This is a genomic window from Paraflavitalea speifideaquila (assembly GCF_032395985.1).
Taxonomy (GTDB): Bacteria; Bacteroidota; Bacteroidia; order Chitinophagales; family Chitinophagaceae; genus Paraflavitalea; species Paraflavitalea speifideaquila.
The window spans coordinates 4,630,467-4,650,151 of sequence record NZ_CP135920.1 but is presented as its reverse complement, the minus strand read 5'-3'; the positions used below and the strand labels follow the sequence as shown (position 1 = coordinate 4,650,151).

Below are 19,685 nucleotides of genomic sequence, written 5' to 3'. Positions count from 1 at the left end.
CTGTTTATTTATCAACCTATTCGTTAATATTGATCGTTCAAAGCAAAATCATTCTTCCGGTACATCCACTGTCCGCCCGTGAAATCGGGGAACTCCACGGTTTCATTACCCATTTCAATGCTCATTTCACTCAGGGGTGTGATGGCGCTCCAGGCAGCGGCATCGTATACATCCATAGGTGTGGGCGTTTTGCGCTTGATCGATTCAATGAATGCATGCAATACAAAGAAGTCCATACCACCATGGCCGGCGCCTTCCGTTTCTTTACTCCAGCGTTTCCACAAGGGGTGATCGTATTTCTCTAAATAAGGCTTCGCCTCTTCCCACTGGTGTGCTTTGGGACTTACACCTTCAATATAGAGCGAACGATTCAGGTCCATCCACAGTCCCTTGCTACCCTGTACCCGGAAGCCCAGGGAGTAGGGGCGGGGAGGTTCGTATCATGCTGTAGCATGATCGTTTCGCCATTTACACAACGGATCATCGTGGTTACTACATCGCCCAGCTTAAATTCTACTTTGGCATTGGGATGTTGTTCGCCACCCTTCTTTACAATATAATCGTGCAAGCCCCTTGCTTTTGTAGAAAAGCTGGACAAGGATACAAAGCGGTTACCACGGTTAATATCAATCATATTAGCCACAGGCCCGATACCATGCGTAGGGTACAGGTCGCCGTTGCGGTGAACAGAATGGTTGGTACGCCACCTGGCTTCGGAGAAGCCTTTCTCCCCAAATTCAACACCCCCACCATAAGGATCCGTACCATTGTTGAACTTTACTTCACGCAGATCGTGCTGGTAGCCGCCCTGCAAATGAAGTATTTCACCAAAGAGCCCTTGCCTTACCATATTGAGTATGGCCATCACATCCCGGCGGTAGCACACATTTTCCAGCATCATTACCTGCGCCTGGTGTTTTTCCGCTGCCTTAACCACATCCCAATGGTCTTGCAGCGTAATACCAATGATCACTTCTGTACCTACATATTTAATACCTGCTTCCAGGGCGCCCAGGATCATGGGCGTATGCCATTCCCAGGGTGTAGCGATCAGTACCCCGTCAAGGTCTTTCATTTCTACCAACTTCTTCCAGGCGTTGGGATCTCCTTTGAATATTTTGGGGGCGGGTTTACCCGATTTTTTAATGAGGTCCGTAGCCATTTGCAGCATGCGCTCATCAATATCACAGATGGCTGTTACTTCCACATCACTGCGTCGCAAGGCATTGTCCAGGTGATTTTGTCCGCGTAATCCTACGCCGATGATGCCTAAGCGCACCTTTTGTTGTTGGGCAAAAAGCTGGCTGGCAGGCAGGATAGCAAAACCGGCTGTAGCCACGCCGGCATTTCTTACAAATGTTCTGCGATTCATACGGGATTTTTGTTGTGCATTGGTCCAAAGGAACCTCCTTGGGAGCCGGCGGCAAAGTAGATAAAATTGCTGAAAAGCACGCTCTTAGCACGAAATCTTGCGCAAACGTATGCGGGAAATTAGCCCCTCCCCAACCAGCTAATGCGGCTTAACCGCCTTTTAATATCCTCAAAGAAAGGCCTTCAAATCATTGATTGGAAGGCCTTCGGTAGGTGTACCTCCGAGTAGCTAAAAATTAAGATATTATAAAAAGTTTACTTTTGGGCTTATCAAAAATGTAAACGTATGGAACAAAAGCAATCAAGTGGCTTATCGAAGGAGCAAAAAATGTTCGCGTTGATAGCTGAACATGAAGCCAGTTCGATGACAGTAAAAGATTTTTGTGAGTTGTATGATCTTTCACCTGGTACATATCACTACTGGCAGAAGAAATATCACGCCCGGTTGGAAGATAAGCCGATGGAGAATCAAAGTAGTTTCACTTTGCTAACAGTGACAGGGCAGCAAGAGGTTTCCATTTCCCAGGATCTCTTTGCGGAATACCGGGGCATCCGTTTTTACCGGGAGCCATCTGTGAGTTTTTTAAAAGCTTTAATCAGTTAACTTATGTTACAGATCAACAACGGCACCCATTACTGGTTGTATCATAAGTGGGCGGATGTAAGGAAGAGTTTTGACGGTTTGAGCGGGCTTGTTACCAACGAACTGGGAATGGAAATTCAGACGGGTGATGTATTTATCTTTTGAACAAACGGCAAACGCACCTGAAGGCGTTAGAATGGGAAGGGGATGGTTTTAGCTTATACTATAAGCGATTAGAGGAAGGTACCTTTGAGTTACCGGCAGGTATTATGGAAGGCACTCACAGTAGTATTACGGCTAAACAATTAAGTATGATCTTACAGGGCGTTTCTTTGAAGAAAGCGTTTTTCGAAAGCGGTACATCGGTACGATGTAATCCTTATGGATCATGGGTTGAATATATTTGACGTTGCCATCGAAAAAATGGCAACGTTTTTTATTTTAAGAAAAACAGGCCGGGTTATCCACATTTTTTGGTGCTGTTTTTAAAATCATTTTTGAATGCGGGTTTATCCACGCATCGGCTGTATAACTTTCGGTTATACGATATAGCTTAAATGCATAGCCGGGCTATCTTTGTATAATGTCAGCAGCAGCAGAAAATATAGATTACAAAGCGCTCTATGAGCAACTGCTTCCAATGCTGCAACTACAGCAACAAAATAATGGACAATTACCACAAAACAACCAGGAGCTATTACAAAGCAATAAAGAATTACGCGATCAGGTAACGCAGCTTCAATATCAATTGTATCAACTAACGAAGTTACTGGGTGGTTTTAAGACTGAGAAGTTTGTTCCTTCCCCTTTACAGCAACAGCAGGAATTAGGCCTTTCCTTTGAGCAGGGGTATAAAGCAACCAACCTTGCTGATGTTCAAAAGATAAGTTACGTAAAGCAAAAACAGGTTCAACGGGAAAACGGGTTAGCCAATGCCTTTCCGGATCATCTACGGGTGGAAGAGACCGTGATAGAGCCTCCGGAAGATGTGAGCGGATGCGAGAAGGTGGGAGAAGAAGTAAAGGAACAGCTTGGCTGGAAGCCGGGAGAAATATTTCTCCAACGTACTATTATCCCTCAGTATAAATGCTCTGTAGCAGAACGGCCTGATCAGCATCGTATAGTGCAGGCGCATCTTCCAGAGCAAGCCTTGTCTAAGAGCATTGCCACGCCGGAGTTGTTAGCACAGATCATTATAGATAAGTTTATAGATCATAAACCGCTGAATCGTCAGTTGGACTGCTTCAAGAGAAGTAATGTCACCATTGCTTATTCAACCATTACCGATTGGGTACGGCAGGTTGCGAACGTGGTAGCGCCACTGGGCCATCTGCACCTGCATGAGATGTACCAATATGATTATTGGCATGGTGATGAAACAACCATACAGGTTCTGGACAGGAATAAGAAGAAAGATACCCACCAGGGGTATTACTGGACGTACTTAACGCATAACGGGCAACTGATCTACTTTGATTATCATCGGGGAGGGATACATTGGCAGCCAAACATATCTTACAACATTTTAAGGGTCACTTGCAGGTAGATGGTTATGATGTCTATGAAGAGTTGGACATCAAAGGAATACATGTGTTCTTTTGTATGGCCCATGCCCGCCGTCATTTTTATGAGGCGAAAGGCAATGATAAAGTTCGGGCAGAATATGCTTTGACCGAGATAGCGAAGCTTTATAAGATCGAGGAGCAATGTAGAGAAGAGCAGCTCAACCCGGACCAGATCAAAGTGCGGCGGACAGAACAATCTGTGCCTATTTTAAAAGAACTGGGAGAGTGGATGAAGCAGGAGTATGTAAAGCTAAAACCGAAAAGCCCTATAGCACAGGCTATAGCTTACAGCATCAAACGCTGGGACGGCTTAAGTCTCTATGCCTCTACTAATCATTTGCATATTGATAATAATCCCATAGAGCGCTGTATGAAAAACCTGGCTGTCGGACGCAAAAACTACCTGTTCTGTGGCTCGCATGAAGCGGCCAAAAGAGCAGGCCTCTTATACTCGCTGCTGGTTACCTGCAAACTTAATACCGTAAACCCTTATGAGTGGCTCCGCGAAGTGCTTAGTCATAACATCAACGAGATGACTACCGGGCAACTCAGGAAACTCTTACCCCACCAGTGGAAAAAAACACAAGCCATCACTACGGCTTAAAGCAAAATTAGGCAACTAAACAATACGATTTTTAGGCTACTCGGAGACACACTACTCGGAGACACACTGTAATACTACTGTGAGTGCCTTCCATAATACCTGCCGGTAACTCAAAGGTCCCTTCCTCTAATCGCTTATAGTATAAGCTAAAACCATCCCCTTCCCATTCTAATGCCTTCAGATGTGTTTGCCGTTTATTCAAAAAATAAATACATCACCTGTCTGCATTTCCATTCCCAGTTCGTTGGTGACAAGCCCGCTCAAACCGTCAAAACTCTTCCTTACATCCGCCCACTTGTGATACAGCCAGTAATGGGTGCTGTTGTTAATCTGTAACATGAGTTAACTGATTAGAGCTTTAAAAAACTTACAGATGGCTCCTGGTAAAAACGGATACCTCGGTATTCCGCAAAGAGATCCTGGGCACTGGAAACTTCTTGCGACTCCGTCACGTTAAGCAAAGTGAAACTACTTTGGTTCACTATCGGCTTATCTTCTAACCGGGCGTGATATTTCTTTTGCCAGTAGTAATACCTCCCAACCGACAGATCGTATAACTCACAAAAATCTTTTACTGTCATTGTACTGGCCTCATGTTCGGCTATCAGTGCAAACATCTTTTGCTCCTTCGATAACCCATTTACTTGTTTCTGTTCCATTTGTTTACTTTTTTGATAAACCCAAAAAGTAAACATTTTTCGACGCCTTAGTTTTTAACTCCTCGGAGGTACACATAGCTCCTGGTTGTTTTGTGGTAATTGTCCATTATTTTGTTGCTGTAGTTGCAGCATTGGAAGCAGTTGCTCATAGAGCGCTTTGTAATCTATATTTTCTGCTGCTGCTGACATTATACAAAGATAGCCCGGCTATGCATTTAAGCTATATCGTATAACCGAAAGTTATACAGCCGATGCGTGGATAAACCCGCATTCAAAAATGATTTTAAAAACAGCACCAAAAATGTGGATAACCCGGCCTGTTTTTCTTAAAATAAAAAACGTTGCCATTTTTCGATGGCAACGTCAAATATATTCAACCCATGATCCATAAGGATTACATCGTACCGATGTACCGCTTTCGAAAAAACGCTTTCTTCAAAGAAACGCCCTGTAAGATCATACTTAATTGTTTAGCCGTAATACTACTGTGAGTGCCTTCCATAATACCTGCCGGTAACTCAAAGGTACCTTCCTCTAATCGCTTATAGTATAAGCTAAAACCATCCCCTTCCCATTCTAACGCCTTCAGGTGCGTTTGCCGTTTGTTCAAAAGATAAATACATCACCCGTCTGAATTTCCATTCCCAGTTCGTTGGTAACAAGCCCGCTCAAACCGTCAAAACTCTTCCTTACATCCGCCCACTTATGATACAACCAGTAATGGGTGCCGTTGTTGATCTGTAACATAAGTTAACTGATTAAAGCTTTTAAAAAACTCACAGATGGCTCCCGGTAAAAACGGATGCCCCGGTATTCCGCAAAGAGATCCTGGGAAATGGAAACCTCTTGCTGCCCTGTCACTGTTAGCAAAGTGAAACTACTTTGATTCGTGTGTCTCCGAGTAGCCTAAAAATCGTATTGTTTAGTTGCCTAATTTTGCTTTAAGCCTTAGTGATGGCTTGTGTTTTTTTCCACTGGTGGGGTAAGAGTTTCCTGAGTTGCGCGGTAGTCATCTCGTTGATGTTATGACTAAGCACTTCGCGGAGCCACTCATAAGGGTTTACGGTATTAAGTTTGCAGGTAACCAGCAGCGAGTATAAGAGGCCTGCTCTTTTGGCCGCTTCATGCGAGCCACAGAACAGGTAGTTTTTGCGTCCGACAGCCAGGTTTTTCATACAGCGCTCTATGGGATTATTATCAATATGCAAATGATTAGTAGAGGCATAGAGACTTAAGCCGTCCCAGCGTTTGATGCTGTAAGCTATAGCCTGTGCTATAGGGCTTTTCGGTTTTAGCTTTACATACTCCTGCTTCATCCACTCTCCCAGTTCTTTTAAAATAGGCACAGATTGTTCTGTCCGCCGCACTTTGATCTGGTCCGGGTTGAGCTGCTCTTCTCTACATTGCTCCTCGATCTTATAAAGCTTCGCTATCTCGGTCAAAGCATATTCTGCCCGAACTTTATCATTGCCTTTCGCCTCATAAAAATGACGACGGGCATGGGCCATACAAAAGAACACATGTATTCCTTTGATGTCCAACTCTTCATAGACATCATAACCATCTACCTGCAAGTGACCCTTAAAATGTTGTAAGATATGTTTGGCTGCCAATGTATCCCTCCCCGATGATAATCAAAGTAGATCAGTTGCCCGTTATGCGTTAAGTACGTCCAGTAATACCCCTGGTGGGTATCTTTCTTCTTATTCCTGTCCAGAACCTGTATGGTTGTTTCATCACCATGCCAATAATCATATTGGTACATCTCATGCAGGTGCAGATGGCCCAGTGGCGCTACCACGTTCGCAACCTGCCGTACCCAATCGGTAATGGTTGAATAAGCAATGGTGACATTACTTCTCTTGAAGCAGTCCAACTGACGATTCAGCGGTTTATGATCTATAAACTTATCTATAATGATCTGTGCTAACAACTCCGGCGTGGCAATGCTCTTAGACAAGGCTTGCTCTGGAAGATGCGCCTGCACTATACGATGCTGATCAGGCCGTTCTGCTACAGAGCATTTATACTGAGGGATAATAGTACGTTGGAGAAATATTTCTCCCGGCTTCCAGCCAAGCTGTTCCTTTACTTCTTCTCCCACCTTCTCGCATCCGCTCACATCTTCCGGAGGCTCTATCACGGTCTCTTCCACCCGTAGATGATCCGGAAAGGCATTGGCTAACCCGTTTTCCCGTTGAACCTGTTTTTGCTTTACGTAACTTATCTTTTGAACATCAGCAAGGTTGGTTGCTTTATACCCCTGCTCAAAGGAAAGGCCTAATTCCTGCTGTTGCTGTAAAGGGGAAGGAACAAACTTCTCAGTCTTAAAACCACCCAGTAACTTCGTTAGTTGATACAATTGATATTGAAGCTGCGTTACCTGATCGCGTAATTCTTTATTGCTTTGTAATAGCTCCTGGTTGTTTTGTGGTAATTGTCCATTATTTTGTTGCTGTAGTTGCAGCATTGGAAGCAGTTGCTCATAGAGCGCTTTGTAATCTATATTTTCTGCTGCTGCTGACATTATACAAAGATAGCCCGGCTATGCATTTAAGCTATATCGTATAACCGAAAGTTATACAGCCGATGCGTGGATAAACCCGCATTCAAAAATGATTTTAAAAAACAGCACCAAAAATGTGGATAACCCGGCCTGTTTTTCTTAAAATAAAAAACGTTGCCATTTTTTCGATGGCAACGTCAAATATATTCAACCCATGATCCATAAGGATTACATCGTACCGATGTACCGCTTTCGAAAAACGCTTTCTTCAAAGAAACGCCCTGTAAGATCATACTTAATTGTTTAGCCGTAATACTACTGTGAGTGCCTTCCATAATACCTGCCGGTAACTCAAAGGTACCTTCCTCTAATCGCTTATAGTATAAGCTAAAACCATCCCCTTCCCATTCTAACGCCTTCAGGTGCGTTTGCCGTTTGTTCAAAAGATAAATACATCACCCGTCTGAATTTCCATTCCCAGTTCGTTGGTAACAAGCCCGCTCAAACCGTCAAAACTCTTCCTTACATCCGCCCACTTATGATACAACCAGTAATGGGTGCCGTTGTTGATCTGTAACATAAGTTAACTGATTAAAGCTTTTAAAAAACTCACAGATGGCTCCCGGTAAAAACGGATGCCCCGGTATTCCGCAAAGAGATCCTGGGAAATGGAAACCTCTTGCTGCCCTGTCACTGTTAGCAAAGTGAAACTACTTTGATTCTCCATCGGCTTATCTTCCAACCGGGCGTGATATTTCTTCTGCCAGTAGTGATATGTACCAGGTGAAAGATCATACAACTCACAAAAATCTTTTACTGTCATCGAACTGGCTTCATGTTCAGCTATCAACGCGAACATTTTTTGCTCCTTCGATAAGCCACTTGATTGCTTTTGTTCCATACGTTTACATTTTTGATAAGCCCAAAAAGTAAACTTTTTATAATATCTTAATTTTTAGCTACTCGGAGGTACACTTTGATTCTCCATCGGCTTATCTTCCAACCGGGCGTGATATTTCTTCTGCCAGTAGTGATATGTACCAGGTGAAAGATCATACAACTCACAAAAACTTTTACTGTCATCGAACTGGCTTCATGTTCAGCTATCAACGCGAACATTTTTGCTCCTTCGATAAGCCACTTGATTGCTTTTGTTCCATACGTTTACATTTTTGATAAGCCCAAAAAGTAAACTTTTTATAATATCTTAATTTTTAGCTACTCGGAGGTACACTGACAGCCAGATGCCATCGAATTGAATTAAAAGGAGAATCACGCAGAAAGAAAAAATAATAGTCCTTATCCCCCAAATCATATCTTTGAAATCTTCAAAATAGCTCTTTCTCTTTTGGGCCTTCTTGCAGGGGGTATCATGCCCGGAATGAGGGGTTACCATCAGCGGAATTTACAAACTATTATTTGAAATAGAATCAGAATCTAGAAGCGACAAGACAGAAATACTGCAGAAAATTGTGTGCTATGTTTCATAGCCGAACGGCATAACAACATTTACCAACAGTTTCTTTGTATAGGCTTTTCACCAAATAGCATAGAAGGTCGTCCCAAATTAACTGGGACGACCTAATAAACTAAGAAATTGGGAAAAACTCAACTACTATGGTTCAACACTAGTAAGTTTCCTAACTATGCAAAATTGAGCATCGCTAGTGATTGTAGTATAAGCTTTAACTGAAAAAAGCCATCAGGAGTGTTAGAAGTCAAAAGCGTTTCTACATTACAGACGGTACCTGATGGAACTGTAGTATAAAATTTAATCAGACCGTAATCCTTTGCCTTAAATGCAAGAGATCCGCTTACTGTTACCAGCATTACGATAGCGGCTAACATCAATTTTACTCTTTTCATAAATTTGTGCTTTTTACTAAAAAGCTAAATTTTATAAAGTTTAATTCGCCTAATTTTTAATCTTCTCTAAGGATAGGCGATTGACCTATAAAGAAGAATCCGGATAACTTATTAACAACTCAAAAAATAAATACCTTTAGTTGAGTATGTTTTCAATTTTTCTTTTCCAATTATTTTTTTCCGAAAATCCATTTTTTTGTCGTAAACCAGGATATACGGAACTCCAGGGATATTGTAGTGCGTAGCAACCCTATTATCTTGGTCTAATAGCACGTCAATGTTTGAATATTCATCTAAACTATAAGATGTATAGAAATTTTTAGTTTTCTCTGGATCAGCATTAGTTATAAGACATATCTGAAATTGCTTTAACCTTTCTATATTATCAAGTATCTCAACAATTTGCTTGTTACAAAAGGGGCAATCAGGGTCGAAAAGAAACAATATCAGCTCACGACCTTTACTAACCTCGTTTACCTGAACAATAGTGCCATCTGTAATCGATTTCAATTTTACATTAGGCACGATATTATTGTTTTCAAGTAAAACAGGATCTTTGCTTTCGCAAGAGGAAATCAAAAAGATGGCTAAGACTACAATGAAGTGTTTCATAACTTAAGTTTTTTAAATTATTACAGCACAGATTCAATAGCCAATAATTGGTAAGTTGGCCTCACTTTCTAGTTTTTATTGCTTGATTCGACTAATGAGCTATAAATAATGTCCATCAAAATAATTGAAAATGAACTAATAAGAATAACTGGAAATACCTGAAATCTTAAAGCCGCCGAGGACACAGAGATAGTAAAACAGGCATTTATAAGCCAAATGAAAAAAACTAGAAATATGGCTTTCTTAAGTAAAACTTCCTCTGGATATACTTTTAGTGTCAAAAGGAAATAAATAAAAAGAGAAAAAGCGCATTCATAATTCCTGTGTAAACTGGGTAATAAATTATAAGATTTGATTCTACTGTCTTTGTTCTTGCGAATACTTTATTCGATTTATAGTTGAACCATTCCTTTGCGCTATTTTGTACATAATCTTTCCCCTCATTGTAGTAGCTCAAATATTCCAATGGCAGAGAGTAATATCTTATAGAATTTGGGACAATGAAATATTTAAAATAATACATCGGATATTTTCTAATAATATGCTTGCCATACTCTGCATAGAAAGGGCCCATCGAAGCCCATTTCCTGAATTCAGAAGATATTGTATCTGACCTAAAAATGGAATCCCTATACTTGAACAACGGTTGATGCCTTGTCCACATATACATTGTACTTGCTAATGACAATTCTTCAGGATGTTTCTTAGCATCTCGAGTCGTATCAAAATGCCTTCTAATCATATTATCAAGGTTTCTAAACTTTGGAAGAACTGGCTTTCTAGACGCACTATCAACAAATTTATAAGCGTACATCGCATTATTAGCCAATTGCCAGCCACTAAACGGGGAAAACTGCCATATTTCCGTTTCTTGCTTGTACTGATACATTGTAAATAGAACAAATAACCCAATTGGAAAGAACATAATTACTATATAGTTTATTTTACGTTTAACACTATTTCTAGTTAGCAAAATTGCAATTAGCGATATAAGTGGATAGATTAACGCATTATATCGAACCATAAAGGCAATAGATAAAACTGGAATTAATACAATCATTGCCCATCTTAGCTTTTTAATTATAAACCACAGCATTAATGCAAACCAAAGAATACTGATTGATAGGAATAAGCAATCACTTGATACAAGGTTAGCTACATACAGACTAATTGGGTTTAGCAATAGAATTATGTATAAACCAATCTTGGTTAAATTGTTTTTATTGCAAATAAATAGAGTATACTAAAGAATAGAAATAATAAACTAAACTGCAGAAGTATATACTGAAGGCAAACAAGGAAAGTGTCAGAAGAAGAAAAAACACTAACTAATCTTAAAAATTTTGAATAACCAATTGGATATGTATTAATTGACAAGTTCTTAGCAGCAGCATTTATATACACAAATGAATCTCCATGTATATAGCTAGCGAACGGATAAAAGTACTTAAAGATGGAAAGTTGAATTAGAATTGCAGCTAATGTGATCCATAGGATGATTTTGCTCCTTTTATCATTAGTTAGGAAATTCTTGAACGATACAGTATTCGATAAACTTTGTTGCATCTGCAATACTTTTATTATTTACATATTTGCTTTGCTGACCGTAGTCAAAGTATTTGGTCTCCGAGCATGCTAATCTTTTTGTCCGTCATGCTCTGCGCAGCCGAACTCCATTTTAACTCCCATTTAAAGGAGGGTATTGGATTTGTGACTTTTGCTTGCCTACCAGGCTCCATTGTTCTTCTATTTCCTTCCGTATTTTCTTTTCGATAATGATCCCTACAATTCCTAATCCTATAAACACCAAATTGAATACTATATGTTGCTTTTGGGAGAGATTACCAATCACTCCCCACAGCTACAAGGAATTCCATCAGTAGATAGAATTAAGCCTACTAGGTATACGCTGAATACAATCATTAGCCCTGTAGAGAAATATAGACCTTTCAACCGCCAACGTGGGGCAATTAATAATATAACGGTAATAAATTCAAGCAGCGGTATTAAAGGTGTAATAAAACTTGCGATAGGGGCTAAAAACGAAGAAATCGCAATTTCCTCATTAAATAAGTCGTACTCGTTTAGTTTGCTTATTGCCGTATATAAAAACAGGATGATAAAAAGTACCTCGATAATGTTTACTATCTGTATCCTTTTCATATGCCCGATAGATTTTTAAATGAATCCGGGGACTGAATTGATTCGCGTAATTTATGTACTACCAGCCTCCTGGATTTGGGAATGTCGTAAAGCACGTTCAGTTTCGAATGTTAACGATAATAACTAAAGTGAATATAACTTGTCGGGGTAAAAAGTTTTTAAAAAGCTGTTTGAATTTGTGTTAGCCTTTTGTTCCGTTGTATCTGAAAGTAAAAATAGGATGTGCAATTAATGCAATCCGGCCCCTTTATAATTCATTTGGTAATATTTTTCTGGGGCCTTTTTTGAGTCGGGTGGCAGTATGGAGGCTTTCCAAAACGCGGGCGTTTGATTATATACCTTTTGAACGCAATGTTAAAGTTGCTCTCATGCTCATACCCAATTTCCCGTAAAATCTGTGTGATAGGCAATTCATTTAACATTAACTCCCTGGCTTTTTCCATTCTCAACAATCGAAGGTAATGATATACCCCGCTGCCAAATTGCTGTTTAAAGCCAAGCATCAATTTCGACTGCGATATGCCATGGGCCTTGGCGAGCACCTTAATAGGGAGATGTATTTTGAGTGATATTTTAATCACCTCTGCCACTTTCTGCACTTTTGAATATCTCCCTTAGTTAACTGAAGCATTCTTGCCTGTTTTGCGGCAGGCTGTTTGCCTAATCTATTGTATTGCGCCGGTGTAGTTTTGAAATGTCTTTTGAAAGCGGCCACGAAATTGGCGGGGTAATTGTACCCGCATTTCTTGCTAACTAAGATCTCCAAATCGTTCGTCGTGTTTAGTAACCGCAAGGCTAGTTTTAAACGTTCTGATTCTAACAATCCATACACCGTTTGCCCGTGAACCCACTTAAAACCCAGCTTTAGCTTAACTCTACTTTGTCACATTCTTAAATAGAACAAGTTATCGAGGGTGCTTTTACGGAATGGCTGTTTCCAACGGATAATAGAAAAAACCTTTTCTGAATAGCTATCAGGGAATAAGACTTTCATTTTGATACATCTTACGATCTCTCCTGTGGTAAGCTTTAAGTGATGTCGGACTTTTTGGCGCAGCTTCTCTGTGTTAATAAACAATTGAGCTAACATACATAGTGCCATGTGCCTGAGCCATCCAACTTCACTTCGGGTCTGGTATTCATTGAGGCCCAGTTCTTTCTTGGTATCCCTGAATGCCTGTTCAATAAAATACCTTTTACATTGGCGGTATGCCAGCACCCGGGTACGCACATATTTAGGAGCATGGCAAAGGCTGTATTTGATCGTTCCATCCTTATCCTTTCTGACAAGCAGAATTAACTTCATTGCCTGGCTTGTCAATGGATTCAATACATATACATCTTTTCGATGGAACTTTGCTTTTAGCTTTCCTTTACTTTGATAGCGTATCGTCAGCTTTTGCCAGTCCTTTCTTCTCAACGATGAACAATAGTCCCGGATCAAAATGGATGCTGTAGTGGGTTTTAGCCGGGTTGGCTTTCTGCCTTTGCCTGGCAGTTTGCCGGGTATCTCCATTTCAAAACAACTCAGCCATACATGGATGTTACCTGGAACATCTGCGATAAATTCCTGCCCTGTTTCTGCCAGGGCACTCAGGAAGGATGTATCCCTACCGTAAAAGGCATCAAAACCAACCCATTGGACAGGTATCTGCAGATCTGTGGTAACATGACTTATGATATCCCTGGCGTGGTCTATCTTACTGATGTTTTGATCTGGCTGATATAAAGCTGCCTGAACAAGATTAACCATGGAACCACCATTCAGTGCAGCAAAAACGCCTACCTGACAATTATCTATTTTCCCTCTTTGGCCACAATATTGCCTGTTTACACCAGCTGATTGGTTACCCTTCTTTGGGAAAGAACTCTCATCCAGCAACAGGGCAATGTCCTCATCGGGATGATAGCTTTGGAGATGGCGATAAAAATCAACCGTGATCCTGTCCATAACCCCACTGGCTTCCCACTTTGCCTGCGTGAGCAAGTGGTGAAGACGTTGATCATTAACGCCATCCATTTCCTGCGCCATCGCCTGACAGTTACGCCGGTGGGTGATCATTAAGCCGGTACAATAAACGGACGCAGTTGCTCCTACTGATCGAGTCTTTGATCTGAACAGATCTTCATACTCCTTAAAAAAGAACCGAAACGATTACCTATGAGCGAGACATCCTGTATCTTCGACTCATATTTAATTTTTTGTTTTTAAATAGCCCTTGCTTTTTCCATGAGAAAGGGCTATTCTTTTTTGCTCACGCAATTTACGCGCACTAATTCCTCTTATACTATTTCAATGACTGTTTTTACTAATTCCAAATAGCTTTCCTTGACTTGTTTGCAAAAAGGCAGTAACTATTGTGTAACCTATTGATTGGCTGTTATGTTTTCCCTTGTATGGCCAAAACCCGCTTCAACAGGTTGGGCATTACCGCTTTTGACATTGTATAACGCGTGGCGATGTTTTTTGTTTACAGCTCCAATACCAGGTCAGTCACGGCATAGCCCACACAGGTGAGAATAAGGCCCTTTTCGAGGTCTTGCTCCGTTAGTACCTCATTCATATTCATTTTTACGGTACCGCTGCTGCAATGAGCGCTACAGGCCGAACAGCGGCCGCCTTTGCAGCTATAAGGTAGTTTGATCTGTTGGTCAAGGGCGGCCTGCAGGATAGTGGCTGGATAGGAAACGTTAAATTTATAACTCTTCTCTCCCTGCTTTACCAACACGGTACGGGGTGCGGGGTCGAGGGTAAAAGCAGGCGGCGGCACGGTTTCTACGGTGAAATTTTCTTTGCGGATATAGGCTTCCTCCACTCCCATTACGCGCAAGGTAAACTGTACCATGCGCATGAAGGAAGCAGGGCCGCAGGTATAGAACCAGCACTGGCTGTTTTCGGATAGTTGGTTGTCGTGGTTTCCAGGTACTGGTTTCCGCGTATTGGTAGAGGGTGGCAGCAGGTTATTGAGGAGGGTCTCCAGGAGGCCATTGTTCAATCGCTGATGCGGAAGATCGGGCAATATAGGATGACTAAGCAGGTCAATGCGTATAAGCCGGTCAGGGTATTGTTCTTTTAGTTGCTGAATAGCCTCATGATAAACGATATTTTGCTCATCATGGTTTTGGTAGATCAAGATGGCCCTACTCTGTGGTTCGGTATGCAATAGTTTTTAAGCAAGGCAAATATGGGTACGATGCCACTGCCGGCCGCCAGAAAAACAGGTGCCTGGCCTGGCTGGTAGGTGTAGGCAACGTAAACATGCCAGCGGGTGGGAGGCTATTAATAAGAGTGCCTTCGGTCCAATGGTCGAGGATATAACGGGATATGGCACCGTTCTCTTTCTTCTTCACAGTGATGAACGGTTGTTGGTCAATACCCGGTGTACTGCCCAGGGAATAAGAGCGCCTTATTTCCTGACCGTGGTAATCAAACAGGAAGGTTAGAAATTGTCCTGCCTCATATATTACAGGCTGACCGCTGGTTTCCTGCAATACATAACTGATGGTGTTCCTTGCTTCGGGTATAACCCGTATCACTTTCCATTGAAACAGGTCCATATTATTTATCGGCAATTTTTACAACCACCCGGCCCATGATCTTGCCTTGCAGGATGGCATCAATATAGGTGAGGTTGATCTCTTCCAGGGTAACTTCTTTGGCGATGGCATTGAGTTTATCCTTGATATTCCAAACATCTCCTAACTTATCCCATATCAGCAGGCGGGTGGTCATGGGTGTTTCGGCCGATCCTACTCCCAGCAGGCTCACGCCATTCAGGATAAAGGGGTATACGGTAGCATCAAGCTTGGGTGATGATACCAGGCCGGTACTAACTACGGCTCCATCGGGCTTGCAGGCTTTTAATAAGGTGAGTAAGGTATTGCCGCCTACTGTATCTATAGCGCCTGCCCATTGAGGGCGCAGCAGGGCTTTACCAGTAGTATCATTTACCAATTCACGACCTTCTATTCTAGCAGCGCCTAGGAATTGCAGGTATTCATGCGCATGGCTTTTACCGGTTACTGCAATGACTTCATAGCCGATTTGGCCAGTAAGGCCACGGCCATACTGCCTACACCGCCTGTGGAGCCTGTTACTACTACGGGGCCTTGTTCGGGGTTTATACCCAGCAATTCCATTTTGTGCAGTGCCAGGGCGGCTGTAACACCGGCGGTTCCCAATATCATACATTCCTTCAGGGTATAACCTTCGGGTTTGCGGACAACCCAGGCTGCCGGCACACGGATAAATTCGGCAAAACCGCCGCAGGTATTCATTCCCAGGTCGTATCCGGTAATGATCACTTCATCGCCGGTAGCAAATAGTTCATTACGGCTGATCTCTACAATGCCTGCTGCGTCAATTCCAGGCGTGTGCGGATACTTGCGGGTAATACCTTTATTGCCGGTTGCTGAAAGGGCATCCTTGTAATTCAGTGCAGAATAGAGTACCCTGATCACTATTTCGCCAGGGGCAGGTCGTCAATGCTCCGCTCAATGATATTCCGTTCAAACTTTCCATCAGTGGTTTCTGTTATCCATAGTGCTTTAAATGGCATATAGTTGTGCGTTCGCTGTTTATTGGTTTCCGTTGTAAAGTAAGTCAATCAATCTTAATAAGAGAAATGGCCGCTTATCATTAGCCATTCGCCAATCCCTGTTGGTACAGCTTATAATTCTCCTCATCAAAACAAACAAAACTGATCTCATCCAACTGATGGGGATGGTTGGCCACAAATTCGCGCACAGTAGCCAGGGCCAAAGAGGCTGCTGCTTCTTTTGGGAACCGGTATATGCCGGTGCTGATATTGGGAAAGGCCAGGGTTTTAATACCATGTTCAACTGCCAGGTTTAATACATTCCGGTAGCAGTTAGATAGCAATTCCCGTTCCCGCTTGTTACCGCCTTGCCAAACAGGGCCTACGGTATGAATAACAAACCGGGCAGGTAATTTGCCCGCAGTAGTGATCACCGCTTCTCCCGGCTTACAACCACCTTGTTTATTTCTGATCTGTACACAAGCTTCCAGGATGGCAGGCCCTCCTGCACGATGGATAGCGCCATCCACACCACCGCCGCCTAATAAAGAGCTATTGGCCGCATTGACGATGGCATCGGCATTGATCCTGGTAATGTCGCCTTGAAGTATGGTGAGCTTTGTTGACATAGGAAGTGAAGGTAAACTCAAAACAGCGTTTGCACACCATTTGCTACTTTATTCTCATGCGTCAGCAACCATTTTTTCCGGGCCAGTCCACCACCAAAACCAACCAGGTCGCCCTTGGCGCCTATTACCCGGTGGCAGGGAACAATGATGGCGATATGGTTTTTACCATTGGCCATACCGGCGGCCCGGATGGACTTGGGATCACCCAGGCGGCGCGACAGTTCCTGGTAGCTGATGGTTTTCCCAAAAGGAATATTGATCAGTTCATTCCATACTTTCTCCTGAAAGCCAGTGCCCTTTTGATACAGGGGCAATTCAAATACCCTGCGGTTGCCATGAAAATATTGTATCAATTGTTCGGTGGCTTGTATGGCCATGGGAGGCAGGGGAGTGGTGGGGGTAGGCCGGGCGGCTGCTTCCTCCTCATTCATAAAATGTACTTCACTGAGGTATTGATCAGTACCGGAAAGGCGCAACAGACCTACCGGCGATTGATAATATGTTGTAAAGTGGGTTGACATAGCTACTCCCTACACCCGGAATGGTCTATCCTATTTTCCATCCGTTGGAGACCTTTCTTTCGGGTTGTAATAAAACTACATCTTTTTTATCAGTATATACGCCCAGCACCAGGCATTCACTGTAGAAATTAGCAATCTGTTTAGGCGGAAAATTGACGATGGCTACCACTTGTTTGCCCATCAACTCATCTTTGCTGTAGACAGCTGTCACTTGTGCGGATGATTTTTAATTCCCAATTCACCGAAATCGATTGTAATTTGGTAAGCTGGTTTTTCGCTTTTGGAAAATCGTTAACTTCCAGAATTGTTCCAACACGGATGTCGATCTTTTCAAAGTCGTCCCAGGAAATCGTCATAGATAAAATATGTTTATTCAAAAATAGTAAAACAGGCATTCTATTCACTCAACCATTCATTTGCAATATGAAAAGTAAGCAATCATCGTCCCGTCGAAAATTTCTCCGTAATTCTTCGCTGGCTGCAGCCGGCTTTTTATTGTACCCCGTCATGTATTGGGTAAAGGTTATATCGCGCCCAGTGATAAGCTGAATATAGCAGCTGTAGGGGCAGGAGGGAAGGGCTCTGTGAACATTTCCCTGGCCTATAATAATGGGGCAGAAAATATAGTGAGTTTGTGTGATGTGGATGACCGGCAGGCTGTAGATTCCCGCAAGAAGCATCCCAAGGCCTCTTATTACCGCGATTTCCGTGAAATGCTGGACAAGGAAGGAAAATCAATCGATGCAGTCATGATCAGTACGCCTGATCACATGCATGCGGTAATGGCCTTGCCCTGTATGCAATTGGGCAAGCACATATATGTTGAGAAACCATTGACGCATGATATTTATGAAGCCCGCACACTGACGCAGGCAGCTCAAAAATACAAGGTCGTGACGCAGATGGGCAACCAGGGTAGTAGTAGTGATGGTACCCGCAATGTAGAATCCTGGGTACAAAATGGGGTGATTGGTGATGTGCATACGGTGCATGTATGGACCAACCGTCCTACCTGGCCTCAGGGTATCCCTACGCCCAAAGGGCAGTTTGCTGTACCGGCCGAAGTAGATTGGGAGCTTTGGTTGGGCACTGCACCATTCCGCGAATTCAACCCGGCTTATATTCCTGCTATCTGGAGAGGCTGGACCGATTTCGGTACAGGGTCATTGGGAGATATGGGTTGCCATTTCATTGATGTGCCTTACCGGGCTCTGAAACTGCGCTATCCTATTTCAGTGGATTCAAGTGTAACCCGTGTATGGACCGGATTTTTCCAGGAAGCATTTAATACCGATAGTTATCCGCCTTCTTCCAAATCCCATATCATGTTCCCTGCCCGGGGCAAAATGGTGCCGGTAGAAATGGTATGGTATGATGGTGGTATTATGCCCCGCCGTCCGGATGAATTAGGAGCCGATGAACCCTTTGGAGAAGACAGTGGCGGTATTCTCTTTGAAGGCACCAAAGGCAAGATACTGGCCGGCATATTTGGTGAGCATGCCCGGTTATTGCCCGACGCTAAGTTCAAAGGCGCCAAACTGCCCAAGCCGGACAGGCCTTATGTTGTTCGTGGTCCCGAAGGGCACCAAACGCAATGGACGGATGCCTGCAAAAAAGGGCATGGTGCTTATACCAGCTCACCTTTTGAAATGGCGGGCCCGCTTACGGAAACGGTACTCATGGGCAACCTGGGCATCCGCAGTTTCTATTACAGCGAAACAGACAGCAAGGGCAACAAGAAATTCCCCGGCCGCAAAAAACTGCTTTGGGACGGCGAGAATATGAAGGTTACCAACTTTGAGCCCGCCAACCAGTTTATAAAGCGTCAATATCGTGGCAACTGGAAACTGGAGCTTTAATCAGACAGTCCGGAAACAAGGTCGTTTAAGCTTGTCGCACCTTTACAGTGAGTCTGGCTGCCGCCCGGCTGATGCAGTGCTGCAAAGTGGCCCACCTTTGTAACTGGCAAAAGTTTTCTTAACTAAACAACAGCGAATCCGGAAATTAGATATTGTGTTGAAGCTGCTTTGCAGAACACATAGTAATAATTTGAAAATAGTAAGGCCTG

At 42.8% G+C, this 19,685-nt stretch carries 21 protein-coding genes and 7 pseudogenes; 5 read left to right on the top strand and 23 right to left on the bottom strand.

Features of this window, described 5'->3' with window-relative positions; genetic code table 11:
* Window positions 1-23: 23 nt before the first annotated feature.
* A pseudogene (locus tag RS881_RS32010) lies at window positions 24-1,372 on the bottom strand (Gfo/Idh/MocA family protein).
* Window positions 1,373-1,657: 285 nt separating this feature from the next.
* Between RS881_RS32010 and tnpA (RS881_RS32005) the strand changes: the two are divergent.
* From tnpA (RS881_RS32005) to RS881_RS60215, 4 genes and pseudogenes are all read left to right on the top strand, one after another.
* Window positions 1,658-1,975 carry an IS66 family insertion sequence element accessory protein TnpA gene (gene tnpA, locus RS881_RS32005; RefSeq protein WP_315814461.1) on the top strand — a complete coding sequence of 106 codons (318 nt, stop codon included), beginning with the start codon at window positions 1,658-1,660 and terminating at the stop codon, window positions 1,973-1,975.
* A gap of 3 nt (window positions 1,976-1,978) precedes the next feature.
* A pseudogene (gene tnpB / locus RS881_RS32000) lies at window positions 1,979-2,361 on the top strand (IS66 family insertion sequence element accessory protein TnpB).
* 176 nt (window positions 2,362-2,537) lie between these two features.
* A pseudogene (gene tnpC, locus RS881_RS31995) lies at window positions 2,538-3,976 on the top strand (IS66 family transposase); the annotation flags it as partial.
* Window positions 3,974-4,123: a transposase domain-containing protein gene (locus tag RS881_RS60215; protein WP_350340266.1), complete on the top strand. Its 150-nt coding sequence runs from the start codon at window positions 3,974-3,976 to the stop codon at window positions 4,121-4,123. The pseudogene tnpC (RS881_RS31995) and the gene RS881_RS60215, both read left to right, overlap by 3 nt.
* Before the next feature lie 31 nt (window positions 4,124-4,154).
* Here the strand turns inward: RS881_RS60215 and tnpB (RS881_RS31985) are convergent.
* The 22 genes and pseudogenes from tnpB (RS881_RS31985) to RS881_RS31890 form a co-directional block, all read right to left on the bottom strand.
* Window positions 4,155-4,462: pseudogene (gene tnpB / locus RS881_RS31985) on the bottom strand (IS66 family insertion sequence element accessory protein TnpB).
* An 11-nt stretch (window positions 4,463-4,473) separates the two neighbouring features.
* Window positions 4,474-4,782 carry an IS66 family insertion sequence element accessory protein TnpA gene (gene tnpA / locus RS881_RS31980; RefSeq protein WP_315814464.1) on the bottom strand — a complete coding sequence of 103 codons (309 nt, stop codon included), beginning with the start codon at window positions 4,780-4,782 and terminating at the stop codon, window positions 4,474-4,476.
* A 54-nt stretch (window positions 4,783-4,836) separates the two neighbouring features.
* Window positions 4,837-4,971: a hypothetical protein gene (locus tag RS881_RS31975; RefSeq protein WP_315814463.1), complete on the bottom strand. Its 135-nt coding sequence runs from the start codon at window positions 4,969-4,971 to the stop codon at window positions 4,837-4,839.
* Between the two features lie 205 nt (window positions 4,972-5,176).
* Window positions 5,177-5,529: pseudogene (tnpB, locus tag RS881_RS60210) on the bottom strand (IS66 family insertion sequence element accessory protein TnpB).
* A 194-nt stretch (window positions 5,530-5,723) separates the two neighbouring features.
* Window positions 5,724-5,870, bottom strand: coding sequence for a transposase domain-containing protein (locus RS881_RS31965; protein ID WP_315824673.1), 147 nt, complete (start codon window positions 5,868-5,870; stop codon window positions 5,724-5,726).
* Window positions 5,871-7,252, bottom strand: a pseudogene (tnpC, locus tag RS881_RS31960) (IS66 family transposase); the annotation flags it as partial.
* Window positions 7,253-7,485: 233 nt separating this feature from the next.
* Window positions 7,486-7,868: pseudogene (tnpB, locus tag RS881_RS60205) on the bottom strand (IS66 family insertion sequence element accessory protein TnpB).
* Window positions 7,869-7,871: 3 nt separating this feature from the next.
* Window positions 7,872-8,189: an IS66 family insertion sequence element accessory protein TnpA gene (gene tnpA / locus RS881_RS31950; RefSeq protein ID WP_315814461.1), complete on the bottom strand. Its 318-nt coding sequence runs from the start codon at window positions 8,187-8,189 to the stop codon at window positions 7,872-7,874.
* Window positions 8,190-8,932: 743 nt separating this feature from the next.
* Entirely contained in the window at window positions 8,933-9,154 is a 222-nt protein-coding gene (locus tag RS881_RS31945) for a hypothetical protein (protein WP_315814460.1), read from the bottom strand.
* 111 nt (window positions 9,155-9,265) lie between these two features.
* A complete protein-coding gene (locus RS881_RS31940; protein ID WP_315814459.1) occupies window positions 9,266-9,766 on the bottom strand; it encodes a peroxiredoxin family protein in 501 nt (166 codons plus the stop codon).
* 277 nt (window positions 9,767-10,043) lie between these two features.
* On the bottom strand, window positions 10,044-10,826 hold the full coding sequence (locus RS881_RS31935) for a hypothetical protein (RefSeq protein ID WP_315814458.1): 783 nt from the start codon (window positions 10,824-10,826) through the stop codon (window positions 10,044-10,046).
* A gap of 788 nt (window positions 10,827-11,614) precedes the next feature.
* Window positions 11,615-11,929, bottom strand: a complete 315-nt coding sequence (locus RS881_RS60200; protein ID WP_350339974.1) for a MauE/DoxX family redox-associated membrane protein — start codon at window positions 11,927-11,929, stop codon at window positions 11,615-11,617.
* A 254-nt stretch (window positions 11,930-12,183) separates the two neighbouring features.
* Window positions 12,184-12,519, bottom strand: coding sequence for a helix-turn-helix transcriptional regulator (locus RS881_RS31930; protein ID WP_315814457.1), 336 nt, complete (start codon window positions 12,517-12,519; stop codon window positions 12,184-12,186).
* Window positions 12,507-12,761: a helix-turn-helix domain-containing protein gene (locus RS881_RS60195; protein ID WP_350339973.1), complete on the bottom strand. Its 255-nt coding sequence runs from the start codon at window positions 12,759-12,761 to the stop codon at window positions 12,507-12,509. The genes RS881_RS31930 and RS881_RS60195 overlap by 13 nt, the downstream gene beginning before the upstream one ends.
* A 51-nt stretch (window positions 12,762-12,812) precedes the next feature.
* Window positions 12,813-14,051: an IS701 family transposase gene (locus tag RS881_RS31925; protein WP_425476380.1), complete on the bottom strand. Its 1,239-nt coding sequence runs from the start codon at window positions 14,049-14,051 to the stop codon at window positions 12,813-12,815.
* Window positions 14,052-14,400: 349 nt separating this feature from the next.
* Entirely contained in the window at window positions 14,401-15,063 is a 663-nt protein-coding gene (locus tag RS881_RS31920) for a 2Fe-2S iron-sulfur cluster-binding protein (protein WP_315814455.1), read from the bottom strand.
* Between the two features lie 7 nt (window positions 15,064-15,070).
* Window positions 15,071-15,487, bottom strand: a complete 417-nt coding sequence (locus tag RS881_RS31915; RefSeq protein WP_315814454.1) for an FAD-binding oxidoreductase — start codon at window positions 15,485-15,487, stop codon at window positions 15,071-15,073.
* A gap of 1 nt (window position 15,488) precedes the next feature.
* A complete protein-coding gene (locus RS881_RS31910) occupies window positions 15,489-15,923 on the bottom strand; it encodes an MDR/zinc-dependent alcohol dehydrogenase-like family protein (RefSeq protein ID WP_315824672.1) in 435 nt (144 codons plus the stop codon).
* A gap of 26 nt (window positions 15,924-15,949) precedes the next feature.
* On the bottom strand, window positions 15,950-16,390 hold the full coding sequence (locus tag RS881_RS31905; protein WP_315814453.1) for an alcohol dehydrogenase catalytic domain-containing protein: 441 nt from the start codon (window positions 16,388-16,390) through the stop codon (window positions 15,950-15,952).
* 178 nt (window positions 16,391-16,568) lie between these two features.
* Entirely contained in the window at window positions 16,569-17,096 is a 528-nt protein-coding gene (locus RS881_RS31900) for an O-acetyl-ADP-ribose deacetylase (protein ID WP_315814452.1), read from the bottom strand.
* 17 nt (window positions 17,097-17,113) lie between these two features.
* Complete coding sequence (locus tag RS881_RS31895) at window positions 17,114-17,617, bottom strand: methylated-DNA--[protein]-cysteine S-methyltransferase (RefSeq protein ID WP_315814451.1); 504 nt, start codon at window positions 17,615-17,617, stop codon at window positions 17,114-17,116.
* A gap of 25 nt (window positions 17,618-17,642) precedes the next feature.
* Window positions 17,643-17,828, bottom strand: a complete 186-nt coding sequence (locus tag RS881_RS31890; RefSeq protein ID WP_315814450.1) for a hypothetical protein — start codon at window positions 17,826-17,828, stop codon at window positions 17,643-17,645.
* A gap of 301 nt (window positions 17,829-18,129) precedes the next feature.
* Between RS881_RS31890 and RS881_RS31885 the strand changes: the two genes are divergently transcribed.
* On the top strand, window positions 18,130-19,476 hold the full coding sequence (locus RS881_RS31885) for a Gfo/Idh/MocA family protein (protein WP_315814449.1): 1,347 nt from the start codon (window positions 18,130-18,132) through the stop codon (window positions 19,474-19,476).
* Window positions 19,477-19,685 lie beyond the last annotated feature (209 nt).